At 71.4% G+C, this 15,701-nt stretch carries 14 protein-coding genes; 1 reads left to right on the forward strand and 13 read right to left on the reverse strand.

All coding sequences use genetic code 11. The features are described 5' to 3' along the window. Positions 1-359: 359 nt before the first annotated feature. The 5 genes from ACFYZA_RS39245 to ACFYZA_RS39265 form a co-directional block, all read right to left on the reverse strand. Complete coding sequence (locus tag ACFYZA_RS39245) at positions 360-1,328, reverse strand: carbohydrate ABC transporter permease (protein WP_388495026.1); 969 nt, start codon at positions 1,326-1,328, stop codon at positions 360-362. Beyond that, complete coding sequence (locus ACFYZA_RS39250) at positions 1,328-2,248, reverse strand: carbohydrate ABC transporter permease (protein ID WP_382600892.1); 921 nt, start codon at positions 2,246-2,248, stop codon at positions 1,328-1,330. The genes ACFYZA_RS39245 and ACFYZA_RS39250 overlap by 1 nt, the downstream gene beginning before the upstream one ends. A 32-nt stretch (positions 2,249-2,280) precedes the next feature. After that, complete coding sequence (locus ACFYZA_RS39255; RefSeq protein WP_388495027.1) at positions 2,281-3,579, reverse strand: extracellular solute-binding protein; 1,299 nt, start codon at positions 3,577-3,579, stop codon at positions 2,281-2,283. Positions 3,580-3,813: 234 nt separating this feature from the next. Beyond that, complete coding sequence (locus tag ACFYZA_RS39260) at positions 3,814-4,107, reverse strand: DUF3039 domain-containing protein (RefSeq protein WP_100578609.1); 294 nt, start codon at positions 4,105-4,107, stop codon at positions 3,814-3,816. Between the two features lie 147 nt (positions 4,108-4,254). After that, positions 4,255-4,815, reverse strand: coding sequence for a YqgE/AlgH family protein (locus ACFYZA_RS39265; protein WP_382598038.1), 561 nt, complete (start codon positions 4,813-4,815; stop codon positions 4,255-4,257). Between the two features lie 293 nt (positions 4,816-5,108). Between ACFYZA_RS39265 and murA the strand changes: the two genes are divergently transcribed. Then, on the forward strand, positions 5,109-6,449 hold the full coding sequence (gene murA / locus ACFYZA_RS39270) for a UDP-N-acetylglucosamine 1-carboxyvinyltransferase (RefSeq protein ID WP_120723134.1): 1,341 nt from the start codon (positions 5,109-5,111) through the stop codon (positions 6,447-6,449). Positions 6,450-6,761: 312 nt separating this feature from the next. Here murA and ACFYZA_RS39275 read toward each other — a convergent pair whose 3' ends face one another. The 8 genes from ACFYZA_RS39275 to ACFYZA_RS39310 all read right to left on the reverse strand — a co-directional run bounded on the left by ACFYZA_RS39275 (position 6,762) and on the right by ACFYZA_RS39310 (position 15,661). After that, positions 6,762-7,043 carry an HU family DNA-binding protein gene (locus ACFYZA_RS39275; RefSeq protein ID WP_003968811.1) on the reverse strand — a complete coding sequence of 94 codons (282 nt, stop codon included), beginning with the start codon at positions 7,041-7,043 and terminating at the stop codon, positions 6,762-6,764. Between the two features lie 346 nt (positions 7,044-7,389). Next, positions 7,390-8,823: an NAD-dependent malic enzyme gene (locus ACFYZA_RS39280; protein ID WP_382598035.1), complete on the reverse strand. Its 1,434-nt coding sequence runs from the start codon at positions 8,821-8,823 to the stop codon at positions 7,390-7,392. A gap of 407 nt (positions 8,824-9,230) precedes the next feature. Further along, entirely contained in the window at positions 9,231-11,624 is a 2,394-nt protein-coding gene (locus ACFYZA_RS39285; RefSeq protein ID WP_388495028.1) for a HelD family protein, read from the reverse strand. Between the two features lie 117 nt (positions 11,625-11,741). Beyond that, on the reverse strand, positions 11,742-12,503 hold the full coding sequence (locus ACFYZA_RS39290; RefSeq protein WP_388495029.1) for an anti-sigma factor family protein: 762 nt from the start codon (positions 12,501-12,503) through the stop codon (positions 11,742-11,744). Further along, entirely contained in the window at positions 12,500-13,087 is a 588-nt protein-coding gene (locus ACFYZA_RS39295; protein ID WP_382598029.1) for a sigma-70 family RNA polymerase sigma factor, read from the reverse strand. Before ACFYZA_RS39295 ends, ACFYZA_RS39290 begins: the two co-directional genes overlap by 4 nt. A 111-nt stretch (positions 13,088-13,198) precedes the next feature. Further along, the gene (locus ACFYZA_RS39300; protein ID WP_388495030.1) at positions 13,199-13,759 is read right to left on the reverse strand and encodes a CGNR zinc finger domain-containing protein; all 561 of its coding nucleotides are present in this window, start codon (positions 13,757-13,759) and stop codon (positions 13,199-13,201) included. A 78-nt stretch (positions 13,760-13,837) separates the two neighbouring features. Further along, a complete protein-coding gene (locus tag ACFYZA_RS39305; RefSeq protein WP_388495031.1) occupies positions 13,838-14,359 on the reverse strand; it encodes a GNAT family N-acetyltransferase in 522 nt (173 codons plus the stop codon). Positions 14,360-14,506: 147 nt separating this feature from the next. Continuing rightward, on the reverse strand, positions 14,507-15,661 hold the full coding sequence (locus tag ACFYZA_RS39310; protein ID WP_388495032.1) for a uroporphyrinogen-III synthase: 1,155 nt from the start codon (positions 15,659-15,661) through the stop codon (positions 14,507-14,509). Between the last annotated feature and the right edge of the window lie 40 nt (positions 15,662-15,701).

Below are 15,701 nucleotides of genomic sequence, written 5' to 3' on the forward strand. Positions count from 1 at the left end.
GGCGGAGCCCCGAAGGGGGTGCAGGGGGCGGAGCCCCCGCAGGGGGTCTGGGGCGCAGCCCCAGTAGCCGAACCCTCCGACCCCTTGCACGGGCGGGAGGGTGGGCAAACCCCCCGGGGTCCGGGGCGGAGCCCCGAAGGGGGTGCAGGGGGCGGAGCCCCCGCAGGGGGTCTGGGGCGCAGCCCCAGGAGCCGAACCCTTCAACCCCTTGCACGGGCGGGTGGGTGGGCAAGTCCCCCGGGGTCTGGGGCGGAGCCCCAGGGGGACCGGAACCAACCAACCCCGGGCCACGGGCGGGCGGGTGGGCAAACCCCCGGGGTCGGGGGCCAGGGCCCCCGGGGTGCTCGGCCGGGCCGGGGTCATTTGACCGCACCCCCCACCCCCGAAACCAACCTCCGCTGCACCAGCACGAAGAACAGGAGCACCGGCACGGTCATCACCGTGGACGCCGCCATGATCCCGCCCCAGTCGTTCTCGTCCGGCTTGAAGAAGACGAGCAGAGCCATCGGCAGCGTGGACTGCGACGTGTCGCTGATGATGAAGGACTTCGCGAACAGGAAGTCGTTCCACGCGGAGATGAAGGAGAAGACGCTCGTCGCCACCAGCCCCGGGAACACCAGCGGGAACAGGATCTGCCACAGGAACCGCGTGCGGCTCGCACCGTCGAGCGCCGCCGCCTCCTCCAGCGCGACCGGCACCCCCCGCACGAACCCCCGCAGCATCCAGATCGCGAACGGCAGCGAGAACGCGAGGTGCGGCAGGATCAGCGAGCCCAGCGTGTTCAGCTGGCCCAGATCGCGCATCAGGAAGAACAGCGGGATGGTGAGCGCCTCGACCGGCACCATCTGCGCCACCAGGAACATGATCAGCAGCGTGGTGCGGAACTTGAACCGGAAGCGCGTCACCGCCGTCGCCGCCAGGAAGGCGATCAGCGCCGAGAGCAGCACCACCGAGCCCGCCACGACGAGGCTGTTGAGGAAGTACCGCCCGAAGTCCTGCTGGGTGAAGACCCGCCGGAAGGAGTCGAGGGAGGGGGAAAGGGTCCACGGCCGGGGATGGCTCGACTGCACCTCCCCCGCCGGCTTGAACGCCGAGAGCACCATCCAGTACAGCGGGAAGGCGACCACGACGGCGACGAGCAGCGCGACCCCCTCGGCGACCAGCCGCCCGGGCCGGCGCACCCGTAGGGACGCGACGGACTTGGAGAACCCCGAGGCTCCCCCGGGCTCCGCGGACCTCCCCAACCTCCCGGACTTCGAGAGTTTCGAGGACTTCACGGACTCACCGGCCTTCACGGACTTCGCTGACTTCACCGGCGCCACCGCCATCACAGCTCCTCCCCCTGCCGCCGCAGCAACCGCAGATACACCAGCGTCGCGGCCAGCAGGATCAGCAGCATCACCACGCCGATCGCCGAGCCGAGGCTGTACTGCGAGGAGGCGAACGCCTTCTGGTACGCGTACACGTTGAGGACCAGGTTCTGGCCCGCGATGCCGCCCCCGTTCGTCATGACGTAGATCTGCGTGAACACCTTGAAGTCCCAGATGACCGACTGGATCGTGACGACCGTGAGGATCGGGCGCAGCATCGGCACCATGACGGACCGCCAGATCCGCCACTGCGACGCCCCGTCGAGCGCGGCCGCCTCCAGGACCTCGCCCGGGATCGCCCGGATCCCGGCGTACACCGTGACCATCACGAACGGGAAGGAGCACCACACCACTTCGAGCAGCACGAGCAGGAACGCGCTGTAGCGCCCGTACGTCCAGGAGTGGTCGCCGAGGCCGAGGACCCGGTTGACCGGGCCGAAGTCGGGGTCGAAGAGGAACATCCACACGGTCGAGCCGGTGATCGCGGGCGTCGCCCACGCGCCGAGCGCGGCCAGCATGAGGGCGAGCCGGGGCAGCGCCCGTACCCGCGTCAGGAGTACGGCGAGCGCGCAGCCGACCGCGAGGGTGCTCACGACGCAGGCCGCCGCGAAGACGACGGTGGCGAGCAGCACCGACCAGAACTGGCTGTCCGAGAACAGCGCGGTGTAGTTCCCGAGTCCCTGGAAGCTGGTCGGCTCGCCGCCGCTGACCTGGGCCTGGGTGTACTCCAGGAAGGAGATCAGGCCGAGTTGGTAGATCGGGTAGACGAGCAGCGCGCCGAGGACGGCGAGCGCGGGGGCCAGGTAGAGCCAGGGCGTCCAGCCGGCCCGCCGGGGCGAGCGGGGGCGGCGGTCCCGCCCCCGCGCCGCGACCGGCACCCGGGCGGTCTCGGGCTCGGCAGTCACGGGGCTCAACCCGCCGCCCCGAACACGTCGTTCATCTTCTTGGCCGCGTCCGTCGACGCCTTCGCGACGTCCTTCTTGCCGCTGACGATCTCCTGGAACATCGTGGGCAGCACGAGCGAGGAGTCGATCTGGCCCCAACCGGGCGACGCGGGAACGAACTTCGCGCCGGCCGCGAGGGTGCGGACGAACGGCTCGACGAACGGCTGCTTCTTGGCGACGTCGGCGCGTACGTCGGTGTACGTCGGCAGGAAGCCCATCGCGTCGAAGAGTTCGCGCTGGGTGGCCTTGCCGGCGAGCTGCTCCATGAGGGAGACGGCGAGCGTGCGGTGCGAACTGCTCTTCAGGACACCGATGTTGTTGCCGCCGGCGAAGGCGGGCGCGACCGATCCCGGCGTCAGGCCCGGCAGCGGTACGACGGCGTACTTGCCCTTGACGGTGCCGGCCTCGACGGCCGCGTGGTTGAAGTCGCCGCCGATCGCCATGGCGGCCTTGCCGTTCGCGAAGGCGGTGACGGTGGCGTTGCCGCCCATCTGCGCGCACTTGGCGGCGGGGCAGTTGTCGTCGCCGAAGAGCGAGGTGTAGGCCGTGATGCCCTTGCGCGCGGCCGCGCCGTCCAGCGCCGAGGTGTACTTTCCGCCGTTCTCGGTGGCCAGTTCACCGCCGTTGGCCCACAGGAACGGCAGCGCCCCGTAGGTGTAGGCGCCGCCCACCGCGAGCCCGTACAGATCGGGCTTGGCCTGGTGGATCTTCTTGGCGGTCGCGATCAGCTCGTCCTGGGTCTTCGGCACGGCGACGCCGAGGTCCTTGAGGATGTCGGTGCGGTAGTACAGCGCGCGCACGCCCACGAACAGCGGGGCGCCGTAGACCTTTCCACCCACCGTGACGGACTGCTTGGCGGTCGGGTCGGTGTCCTTCGCCTCGTTCCAGGCGGCGAACTCGGCGCTCACATCGGCAAGTCCGCCGTCCTTCACGTACCCGGCCGTGTCGGTGTTGCCGTACTCGATCAAGTCGGGTGCGGAGCCGGGGTCGTTGAAGGCGGACTTGATCTTCTGGGCGCGGGTCTCGACGGGTATGTACTCGACCTGGACGTCGGCGCCCTTGTGGGACTGCTTGAAGGCGGCCACGGCCTTGTCGACGACCTGCTGCTTGGGGCCGTTGCTCACCTCCTGGAAGAGCCAGACCCTCAGGGTGCCGCTCTTGTCGTCGCTCTTCGCGCTGTTGTCGGACGTCTGAGGGGCGCAGGCGGAAAGGCCGGCGAGGGCAAGTACCGCCAGCGGCAAGGCGGTTCGGGCAGAGAGCTTCACTGCGGAGATCCTCCCCATGACCGTTGCAACATACGCAACGACTGTTTCGCATACTGCAGAACAGGGAGGAGATTATGGCGGAGGCAAAGCCCCCGGCAAGAGGTCTGGACAACCCGGCACCGCCGATCCGGCCAACTCGGCACACACAAAACGGCCCCCGGGGTGTGCGTGACGCACACCCCGGGGGCCGTTTTACGGAGGCGGGCCTGCCGCCTTCCGGGCCCTCTGGCGGGCCTACTTCTTGTCCTTGCCGCCCTTGTCCTTGTCCTTGTCGCCACCGGCGCCCATGGACTCGTAGATCTCCTTGCACATCGGGCAGACCGGGTACTTCTTCGGGTCGCGCCCCGGCACCCAGACCTTGCCGCAGAGCGCGACGACGGGGGTGCCGTCGAGCGCGCTCGCCATGATCTTGTCCTTCTGGACGTAGTGGGCGAAGCGCTCGTGGTCGCCGTCGCCGTTCGACACCTGGGGTGTCGGCTCTACGAGGGTCCCCGTACCTGCCCCGCGCTCGGGCTCAAGAGTGCTCATAACCACCAAGGGTACTGAAGGCAACCGGATTGGGTGGAGGGGCGTCACCACCTGTTCGTCCCGCCGTTCCCCGAGCCACCCGCCGCCCCCTCCGGGACGGGTCGGCCGCTCCGTCCAGGCCGGGTAGGCCGCTCCCTCCAGGACGGGTCAATTGAGCGAGGGATCGTCCGGATACGTGGCCACCATCGCGAGCTCGCTGCGCTGGCGGCGCAGCACCGCCCGCCACAGGCTCTCCGGATCCGGGGACGAGACGTCACCGGGCTCCGACTCGACCACGTACCAGGCGCCGTCGGTCAGCTCGTCCTCCAGCTGGCCAGGACCCCAGCCGGCGTACCCGGCGAAGATCCGCAGCGAGCCGAGGGCCGCCGCGAGCAGCTCCGGGGGCGCCTCCAGGTCGACCAGACCGATCGCCCCGTACACCCGGCGCCAGCCGAGCGGCCCCTCGTCGCCGGGGATGACGGCCACGCCGAGGGCCGAGTCGAGCGAGACGGGACCGCCCTGGAAGACCACCCCCGGCTCCCCCGCCAGACCCGCCCAGGGTTCCAGGATGTCGCCGACGCCGACCGGCGTAGGCCGGTTCAGGACCACGCCGAGCGTGCCCTCCTCGTCGTGGTCGAGGAGCAGCACCACCGCGCGGTCGAAGTTCGGATCGGCGAGCGCGGGGGTGGCGACGAGCAGCCGCCCGGTGAGCGAGGACACCTCGGTCATGCGGACATGATCCCGCACATTCGGGGGAACCGGGAGGGAATGCGCCGCGCGAAGCGCGTCAATGAGGGGTGGCGGCCGGGTGACGGGCGGGCGCACGGCGGCATCAGGACACGGTTCACCGTGCGCCCCCGGGAACGGCCGGGACACGTGACACTGTGCAGGACCTTCCGTACGCAGCGTGCTGTAGCGAATTCATTACCTTCGTGAACCCTCCTCGGCCTTACGGGGCAGGGGTGAAAGCCCCTTACCCTTTATCCCTGCCCCTTGCCCGACCACTCCGGAACGCGAGATTCATGACCGGCACAGACGATGTACTGCTTGTCCACGGCGGAACCCCGCTCGAGGGCGAGATCCGCGTCCGCGGCGCGAAGAACCTCGTGCCGAAGGCGATGGTCGCCGCCCTCCTCGGCAGCGGCCCGAGCAGACTGCGCAATGTGCCCGACATCCGCGACGTACGCGTCGTACGGGGCCTGCTGCAGCTGCACGGCGTCACCGTCCGCCCCGGCGACGAGCCGGGCGAGCTGATCCTCGACCCCTCCCACGTCGAGTCCGCGAACGTCGCCGACATCGACGCGCACGCGGGTTCCTCGCGGATCCCGATCCTGCTCTGCGGCCCGCTCCTGCACCGCCTGGGCCACGCCTTCATCCCGGGCCTCGGCGGCTGCGACATCGGCGGCCGGCCCATCGACTTCCACTTCGAGGTGCTCCGCCAGTTCGGCGCGACCATCGAGAAGCGCGCGGACGGCCAGTACCTGGAGGCCCCCCAGAGGCTTCGCGGCTGCAAGATCACGCTGCCCTACCCCTCGGTCGGCGCGACCGAGCAGGTGCTGCTCACCGCCGTGCTCGCGGAGGGTGTGACCGAGCTCTCCAACGCCGCGGTGGAGCCGGAGATCGAGGACCTCATCTGCGTCCTGCAGAAGATGGGCGCGATCATCGCCATGGACACCGACCGGACCATCCGCGTCACCGGTGTCGACACCCTCGGCGGCTACACCCACCGGGCCCTCTCGGACCGCCTGGAGGCCGCCTCGTGGGCGTCCGCCGCGCTGGCGACCGAGGGCAACATCTACGTGCGCGGCGCCCAGCAGCGCTCGATGATGACGTTCCTGAACACCTACCGGAAGGTGGGTGGCGCCTTCGAGATCGACGACGAGGGCATCCGCTTCTGGCACCCGGGCGGCTCGCTCAAGTCCATCGCGCTCGAAACCGACGTGCACCCGGGCTTCCAGACGGACTGGCAGCAGCCGCTGGTCGTCGCCCTCACCCAGGCCACCGGCCTGTCCATCGTCCACGAGACGGTGTACGAGTCGCGGCTCGGCTTCACCTCCGCGCTCAACCAGATGGGCGCACACATCCAGCTGTACCGCGAGTGCCTCGGCGGCTCGGACTGCCGTTTCGGCCAGCGCAACTTCCTGCACTCCGCGGTCGTGAGCGGCCCCACGAAGCTCCAGGGCGCCGATCTGGTCATCCCGGACCTCCGGGGCGGTTTCTCGTACCTCATCGCCGCGTTGGCGGCCCAGGGCACGTCTCGCGTCCACGGCATCGACCTGATCAACCGCGGCTACGAGAACTTCATGGAGAAGCTGGAGAGCCTGGGCGCGAAGGTCGAGCTCCCCAACGGTTCGCTGGTCTAACCCCCCTGGGGGCTCCGCCCCCAGGCCCCCCGCCGGGGCTCCGCCCCGGACCCCGTTCGCGCCTTGAGGGCGCTCGTCCTCAATCTCCCCCAAGGCCTTAAGGGCCAGGGGGGGACCCCCATGACGGGCTGAAGATGCCTGATGCGGGCCGGCACCGAGTAGTCGGGGGCGCGGGGAACTGCGCTCAGCGGCCTTCGCAGCCCCGGCAGTCAGCCCACCACAGCCCGCGCACGCGAAAAGGGCGGCCACCCTGGAGAACCAGGGTGGCCGCCCTTCGCGTTGCTGCTAAGCGCCTTGCAAAGCCAGGGGCGCTTACTTGCCCTTGGCGGCTTCCTTGAGCTTCGAGCCCGCGGAGACCTTCACGCTGTAGCCGGCCGGGATGTTGATCGGGTCGCCGGTCTGCGGGTTACGAGCGGTACGAGCGGCACGGTGGGTGCGCTCGAAGGTCAGGAAGCCGGGGATGGTGACCTTCTCGTCGCCCTTGGCGACGATCTCGCCGACGGTCTCGGCGAGAGCGGCCAGCACGGCGTCGGCGTCCTTGCGGGTCACCTCGGCGCGGTCGGCCAGCGCGGCCACCAGCTCACTGCGGTTCATGTTCTTACTCCCGTGTTCTTCTTGCCTGTGAGGCGTGCCACGCGGCGGAAGCCGCATGTTGGATACAGCGAAGCCGATGCTGCCAGGGCTCTCGGACAGTCCCCGGACCCGGGTCTGTGTCAGACCCTCGCGCCCGGTTAAGCATCCTGCCCCCACCTACGGCGGGAAAGCCAATCCGGCACCCTCCCGAGTCACCCTGAGTCACACGAAAAGCGCCACTGCCTCATCAAGGTGACGCTCCGTCGACAGGGTGAGGACTCCCGGGCCGGGGCCGGTGCGGATGCGGGTCATGGTCCGCCACCCTAAGGGGGCGTTACTGGGCCCGCATCCCGCGACGCGCCGTAGCTCAGACCGACGTGGGACCCGTCACAGCGGCTCCGGCGGCCTTGGCGGCGTTGCGAACGGCTCCCGCGACGGCTCCGGCGACCTTGTCGTTGAAGACCGAGGGAATGATGTAGTTGGCGTTGAGCTCGTCCTCGGCGACGACGTCCGCGAGCGCGCCGGCCGCGGCCAGCATCATGTCCGTGTTGACGGTGCGGGACTGCGCGTCGAGCAGGCCGCGGAAGACACCCGGGAAGACCAGCACGTTGTTGATCTGGTTGGGGAAGTCCGAGCGGCCGGTGGCCACGACCGCCGCCGTCTGGCGGGCGATCGCGGGGTCCACCTCGGGGTCCGGGTTCGCGAGCGCGAACACGATCGCGCCGTCGGCCATCGCGGCGACGTCGTCGCCGTTGAGGACGTTGGGGGCGGAGACGCCGATGAAGACGTCGGCACCGACCACGGCCTCCTTGAGGGTGCCCGTGAGGCCCTCGGGGTTGGTGTTGTCGGCGATCCAGCGCAGCGCGGACTCGGGGCTCGCGTCGACGAGGTCCTCGCGGCCGGCGTGGACCACGCCGTGGATGTCGGCGACGACGGAGTTCTTGACGCCGGCCGCGATGAGGAGCTTGAGAATGGCCGTACCGGCCGCGCCCGCACCGGACATGACGACCCGTACGTCACCGATGTTCTTGCCCACCACGCGCAGCGCGTTGGTCAGCGAGGCGAGCACCACGATGGCGGTGCCGTGCTGGTCGTCGTGGAAGACGGGGATGTCGAGGGCCTCGCGCAGGCGGGCCTCGATCTCGAAGCAGCGCGGCGCGGAGATGTCCTCCAGGTTGATGCCCGCGAAGCCGGGGGCGATCGCCTTGACGATCTCGACGATGGCGTCGGTGTCCTGGGTGTCCAGGCAGATCGGCCAGGCGTCGATGTCGGCGAAGCGCTTGAAGAGGGCCGCCTTGCCCTCCATGACCGGCATGGCGGCCATCGGGCCGATGTTGCCGAGGCCGAGCACCGCGGAGCCGTCCGTGACGACCGCGACGGTGTTGCGCTTGATGGTCAGGCGCCGGGCGTCCTCGGGGTTCTCGGCGATCGCCATGCACACGCGGGCCACGCCCGGGGTGTAGATCATCGAGAGGTCGTCACGGTTGCGGATGGGGTGCTTCGACTGCATCTCGATCTTGCCGCCGAGGTGCATCAGGAACGTACGGTCGGAGACCTTGCCGAGGGTGACGCCCTCGATGCCGCGCAGCTGCTCGACGATCTCGTCGGCGTGCGCGGTGGAGGTGGCCGCGATGGTGACGTCGATGCGCAGCTTCTCGTGGCCGGATGCGGTCACGTCGAGGCCGGTCACCGATCCGCCGGAGGACTCCACGGCCGTGGTGAGCTGAGAGACCGCCGTGCCGCTGGCGGGCACCTCAAGGCGGACCGTCATCGAGTACGAGACGCTGGGCGCCGTTGCCATGACCGTGTTCCTCTGCTTTCCCTAGCTTCGTTGCTAGCACCGCCCCGGCTGTGGCGCGGCGATGCCATCCGATGGTCGCACCTACTGGCTGGTAGCCGATAATGGACGACACTTTTCGGAAAGTTGTTTCCACCATACGAGAAAGCAGTGGTCGGGCGGAAGACCCTTCGGGCACCCGGCAGCAGCGGGGCGGACCACCCGCACCAATGACAACAGGCCCACGCCATCCGAAGATGACGTGGGCCTGTCGCTCACGTTAAGACACCGGCCCGCCATGCTCGCCTCGCGGCAAGTGGTCGCTCTGAGCGACTAAGGTTGGGCCCGGGGGCTTGGATCGAGCCGGTGCCACAACCAGGCTAACAAACCACTCCGCCAAGTGATCCCCGCATCGCGAGTTGACCCCGAAATTAATCGCGGAGCAGGTCCGGCACCCCGTTCGCGTCGGGCTCGTCCCGGTCCCCCGAGACGACCGTGAGCTGCTGCGTCGCCCGGGTCAACGCCACGTACAGCACCCGCAGTCCGGCCGGGGACTCGTCCGCGATCTCGGCCGGCGACACGACCACCGTGGCGTCGTACTCCAGGCCCTTGGCCTCCAGGCTGCCGAGCGCCACCACCCGGTCGCCGAGCCCCGCCAGCCAGCGCGCCGCCTGCTCGCGGCGCCGCATGGCGACGACCACGCCGACCGTGCCGTCCACCTGGTCGAGCAGGCGCGCCGCCTCCTCCCGCACCGAACGGGCGAGGTCGCCGCCCCGCACCACGGCGAACCGGGGCTCGACGCCCGTGGAGCGCACGGCGGCCGGGGACTTCATGCCGGGCATCGCCAACGCCAGTACCCGGGCGGCCAGTTCGGCGATCTCGGCGGGGTTGCGATAGTTGACGGTCAGCTCGAAGCGGCGGCGCGGGCGGCTGCCCAGGGCTTCGTCGCGGGCCTCGCCGGCCTCGTCCGGGTCGGACCAGGAGGACTGGGCGGGATCGCCCACCACCGTCCAGGTCGCGGTGCGGCCGCGCCGGCCGACCATCCGCCACTGCATGGGCGTGAGGTCCTGCGCCTCGTCGACGATGACGTGCGCGTACTCGGTGCGCTCCTGGGCGAGCCGCTCGGCGCGCTCGCGCTGGGTCTCCTCGCGGTGCGGCATCAGCTCTTCGAGGCCGGTCAGCGCGTCCATCGGGTCGTACTCGCGCTTCCGCTTCGGCCGGGCCGGGGCGCCGAGCAGCGTCTCCAACTCGTCGAGCAGGGCCACGTCGTGCACCGAGAAGGCGCCGTCGGCGGCGCGGGCGAGCGAGCGGGCCAGGCGCCGCACCTCGCCCTGGTTGAGGACCCGGCGGGACCAGCGCCCCAGTCTCTTCTCGTCGGCCATCGCGGCCAGCACCCCGCGCGGGGTGAGCTCCGGCCACCACGCGTCGAGGAAGGCGATGAAGGCGTCCTCGGATGCGATGTCGTCGTCGAAGGAGGAGCGCAGCTCGGCCGCGAGCTCCGGGTCGGTGTGGCGTCCGGAGGCGCCCGACTTCGCCCACAGCGCGTCCAGGAGCAGCCTGCGGGCGCGCGGGCGCAGCAGGTTGACGGGCGCGGTGCCGCCGAGCACGGTCTGGCGGATGCGGCGCAGCTCCTCGCCCTCCAGCTCGACGCGCGCGCCGAAGGCGACCACGCGCAGCCGCTGGGCGGGGTGCGGGGCGGGCGCCTGCTCGCCCAGGGCGAGCTGTTCGCCGCCGCGCCGCCGGGAGCGCCTGGGATGCTCCCCCGGGCCCTCCAGAGCGCCCCTGGCGGCTCTGCGCAGGACGTGGAGCATGCGGGACGAGCCCTTGACGCGCGCGACCGCCGGATCGTCGTACTCGGTGGCCTCCGCCCCGTCCACGAGGTTGCCGACCGCGCGGATCGCGACCTGGCCCTCCTCGCCGAGCGAGGGCAGCACGCCCTCGGTGTACGCGACGAGCAGCGGGGTCGGCGAGACGATCAGGATGCCGCCGGAGTAGCGCCGCCGGTCCTGGTAGAGCAGGTAGGCCGCGCGGTGCAGCGCGACCGCCGTCTTGCCGGTGCCCGGGCCGCCCTCGACGTACGTCACGGAGGCGGCGGGGGCGCGGATCACCAGGTCCTGCTCGGCCTGGATGGAGGCCACGATGTCCCGCATGGTGTGGCTGCGGGCCTGGCCGAGCGCGGCCATCAGGGCGCCGTCGCCGATGACGGGCAGCTCGGCGCCGTCCAGCGTCGCCTTCAGCTCCGGGCGCATCAGGTCGTCCTCGACGCCGAGCACCTTGCGGCCCTTGGACCGGATGACGCGGCGGCGCACGACCCGGCCCGGGTCGACCGGCGTCGAGCGGTAGAACGGCGCCGCGGCCGGCGCCCGCCAGTCGATGACCAGCGGCGAGTAGTCGGCGTCCAGGACGCCGATCCGGCCGATGTGCAGGGTCTCGGCGATGTCGGCCGTGCCGTCGGGGCGCACGGCGTCCTCGGCCGGGTCCACCGAGGTGTACGCGCCGTCCGGGCCCTTCTTGCCGTCCTTTCCGAGCAGCAGGTCGATCCGGCCGAAGAGGAAGTCCTCGAACTCGTTGTTGAGCCGGTTGAGATGGACCCCCGCCCGGAAGACCTGGGCGTCGCGTTCGGCGAGGGCGCCGGGCGTGCCGACCTGCCCGCGCTTGGCGGCGTCGTTCATCAGGAACTCCGCCTCGTGGATCTTCTCCTCCAGGCGGCGGTACACCTGGTCGAGATGTACCTGTTCCCCAGCGATTTCGCGTTCCCGGACCGAATCCACAGCGGATTCGGAGGTACCGGCAGCGGAATCGACAGCGGCATCCTGCGCGGCCACCGAGGCCCCCTTCTGACGTGCATTGGGCAGCCGTCAACCGTACGCGAAGGGGGACCCGATGTCAGGCCACAATTCGGTGCCGAACCGCATGTCGGGACGGCTGTCCCGCCCCGTGGCTCACGCGGGGACGTCCACGAGCGCCTTCCCGTCGAACGTACGGACCTCGAAGTGGTCGATCTGCTCGCGGGTCATCGCGGTCCCGCCGTGCACGTACAGGGGGTATTTCGCCGATTCGTGCGGGCTGTCCTCGATGCCGTAGCCCCAGTTCGGCACCGCCCAGGACGTGACGGTCTCCTGGTCGCCGTTCTTGCCGACCGCGATGAGGCTGCACTTCAGCGGGCCCTTGACGTTCTTCAGTTCCAGGACCGTGTGGGTGCCCCAGGCCTTGGGCTCGGTGCCGACCGTCGCGGTGACCTGGGTCCTCGGGTCGGTCGCGGAGACCTTCTGGCTCATGTGGTTGAAGAAGGCGTCCTCGGCCGGGCTGGTCGGGTGCGCCTCGGCGCTCTGGTGGGTGCCGGTGGACGAGGAGGTCGCCACCACCGCGACCGCCGGGCCGCCGACGATCAGCACGGCCGCGGCCGCCACCAGGTACGTGGTGCGCCGGCGGCGCCGGGCGCGCTGCGCGGCGACCTCGTTGATCAGGGACGTGGACATGTCGGGCGGGGCGGGCCGCATCGGCTGGGCGGCGGGGCCGGGGAACTCCCTGAGGGTGGCCAGCATCGGCTCCATGCCGGCCAGGGCGTCGAGTTCGGCGGCACACGCCCCGCAGCCCGCGAGGTGCGCTTCGAACGCGGTGGCCTCGGCGTCGTCCAGGATGCCCAGCGCGTACGCGCCGACGGCCTCGTGCAGCGAGCCTTCCGCGTGGTCCCCGGTCGTCATGTCGTCACCCCCCGCTCCTCCAGTGCCAGTTTCATGGAGCGCAGGGCGTAGAAGACCCGGGACCGTACGGTCCCGCTGGGTACGCCGAGCGCCTGGGCCGCCTCATTGACGGTACGTCCCTTGAAGTACGTCTCGACGAGTGCCTCCCGGTGGGCCGGGGTCAGGTCGTCGAGTGCGTCGGAGAGGGTCATCAGCCACAGCGCCTTGTCGATCTCGTCCTCCGCGGGCATGACCTCCAGCGGCGACGGATCGACCTCCTGCGGCCGGGCCTGCCGGCTGCGGTGGCCGTCGATGACGATGCGGCGCGCGACCGTCACCAGCCAGGGGCGGACCGAACCGGTGGCCCGATTGAGCTGACCGGCGTTCTTCCAGGCACGGATGAGCGTCTCCTGCACCACGTCCTCGGCCCGCTGGCGGTCGCCGGCGACGAGACGCATGACGTATCCGAGCAGCGGCCCCGCGTGCTCGCGGTACAGCGCCCGCATCAGCTCCTCGTCGGGCACGGAGCGATGCCTGGCCCCGCGCGGACGGTCATCGGCCACGGCGGCATCCTTGCGCAACCGGCACCTCCAGGTCGAGACCATCCCGGTGCGCGGCTGCGCGCCGGTTCATCCCTCCATACGGACGGTTGTCGGGAACCATTCAAAGGCGCGCCGGATTTCTCGACGATCTCGCGCGCAGCGCGGCCCGCTCCTTCAGAGCGCGGCGACGCGGCGCCGGTGCCGGGCCACCCGTTCGCGGTTTCCGCACACCTCGCTCGAGCACCAGCGGCGCCGCCGCCCGCGCGAGGTGTCGAGGTAGAGCAGCCGGCAGCTGTCGCCCTCGCACTGGCGCAAACGGGCCCTGGCCTCGGGGTCGGTGAGCAGGTCGACGGCGTCCCGGGCGACGGCGGCGAGCAGCGCGCCGCACTCGGGGGCCCGGCTCAGGGTGCGGACGAGTCCGCCGTCCGCGCCCCTGATCGCGCGGACGCCCGGCGGCGGGGCGGCGGCGAGCGCGTTGATCCGGTCGAGTGCGGCGGGTGCGTCCTCGGCCGGCGCCCCGAGTTCCGCGTGAACCAACTGGCTCACGCAGGAACGCAGTTCGACGAAACGGGCGAGCCAGTCACCGCCGAGGCCGCTGAGCGGCGTGCCCCTCGGGACGAGTCCGGCGTCCACCAGCCAGCGGGCCAACTCCTCGGCGCTGCCCAGCTGTTCGCTCTCCTGCGCGCCGGTCGCCACCAGATCCAGACAGATCCGCCCGGAGTCGAACCGCGCCATGCGCCTGTCACCGCCTAGGGGTTACCGGTGGGTGCCTCCCCCCAGAGTGCCCGTCCCGGGCCGCCCCCGGAAGACCTCCTACCGGCCGGGCGTGCCGGGGGGCGGCCCGTCGTGCAGGATGCGCTGGAAGAGCCGGTGGTCGCGCCACTCGCCGTCGATGTGCAGGAAGCGGGGCGCGAGGCCGAACTCCTCGAACCCGGCCTTGCGGAGCACCCGTTGGGAGGCGTGGTTGTGGAGCACCGTGCCCGCCTCGACCCGGTGCAGGCCCAGCTCGTCGCGGGCGATGCGGCAGATCTCCTCGGTGCCGCTGGTGGCGAGGCCCCGTCCGTTGTACTCGGCGTCGACCCAGTACCCGAGGTTCGCGCTGCACAGCGGCCCGAGCACGATCGAGGACAGCGTGAACAGCCCGACCACCCGCACCCCGTCCATCCACTGCCAGCGGCGCACCCCCGGCTCGGACAAGCGCTCGCGCTGCGCGTCGGCGGTGTAGAAGGACTCGTCCCGATATGGCTCCCAGGGCCGCATGTGCTCCCGGTTGCGCAGCAGGGCGGCGGCTATGGCAGGGGCGTCGGAGAGCTCGGCGGGGCGCAGTGTCGTCATGGGCGTACGGTAACGATCCGGAACACGGGCCGCGCGCCTCCGGGTGCCTCGGCAGGCCGCACCCCGAGGCACCCTCCGCCGTGCGCACCCCGCCGAGGCGCCGTGCGCACCTCGTCGAAGCGCCGTGCGCACCCCACTGACCCGCCCTCACCCCTCCCCGTACTTGTCGTCCGCCGCCGGGTCCAGGGCGAGGCGGTAGCCGCGTTTGACCACCGTCTGGATGACGCGCGGGGCGCCAACCGCCGTGCGCAGGCGGGCCATCGCCGTCTCCACCGCGTGTTCGTCGGTGCCCGATCCGGGCAGCGCGCGCAGCAGTTCGGCGCGCGGCACGACCCAGCCCGGGCGGCGCGCGAGCGTGCGCAGGAGGGCCATGCCGGCGGGCGGCACCGGCTTCAGCTCGTCGTCCACCACGACCGCCTGGCCGCGGATCTCGACCCGGCTGCCGGCCAGCGGCAACACCCGTGCGCGGGAAGGGAGTTCACCGCACAGGAGCTGGACGAGCGGGCCCAGGCGGAAGCGCTCGGGGGCGTGCGTGGTGACACCGCGGGCCTGGAGCGGCAGCGCGGTGACCGGGCCGACGCAGGCCACGAGCACCTCGTCGCGCAGGGCGGGCAGCAGCTCGTCGAGCATGCCGCGTTCCTCGGCGCGTTTCAGGAGCGAGGCCGCGGCGGGGGCGCTGGTGAAGGTGAGCGCGTCCAGGCCGCGCGAGACGGTGGCGTCCAGGAGCCGGTCGAGCGGCGCCGGGTCCTGCGGCGGCAGCCAGCGGTAGACCGGCACCCCGACGACCTCGGCGCCGGCCGCGCGCAGCGCCTCCACGAAGCCCGGCAGGGGCTCGCCGTGCAGCTGGATCGCGATGCGCCGGCCCGTCACGCCCTCGGCGAGCAGCCGGTCGAGGACCTCGGCCATCGACTCGGAGGACGGCGACCACTGCTCGGTGAGCCCGGCGGCCCGTACCGCGCCCTTGACCTTGGGCCCCCGGGCGAGGAGTTCGACGCCTGCCAGGGTCTTGAGGAGGGCGTCCCCCATCCCCCAGCCGTCGGCGGCCTCGACCCAGCCGCGGAATCCGATGGCGGTGGTGGCCACCACCGTGTCGGGCACCTCGGAGATCAACTCCCGGGTGGTGGCGAGGAGTTCGCGGTCGTCGGCGAGCGGCACGATCCGCAGCGCGGGCGCGTGCAGCACGGCGGCCCCCCGCCGGGTCAGCAGCGTCGCGAGCTCGTCGGCGCGGCGGGCGGCGGTGACGCCGACGGTGAACCCGGCGAGCGGCCCGTGCGGTGCGGCCGCTTCTGGTTCTGCGGACATGACTCTCCAGGTGGTGCGGTGGCGTCCGAGACTGCCAAGG

Source organism: Streptomyces sp. NPDC001828, assembly GCF_042892175.1.
Lineage (GTDB): Bacteria > Actinomycetota > Actinomycetes > Streptomycetales > Streptomycetaceae > Streptomyces.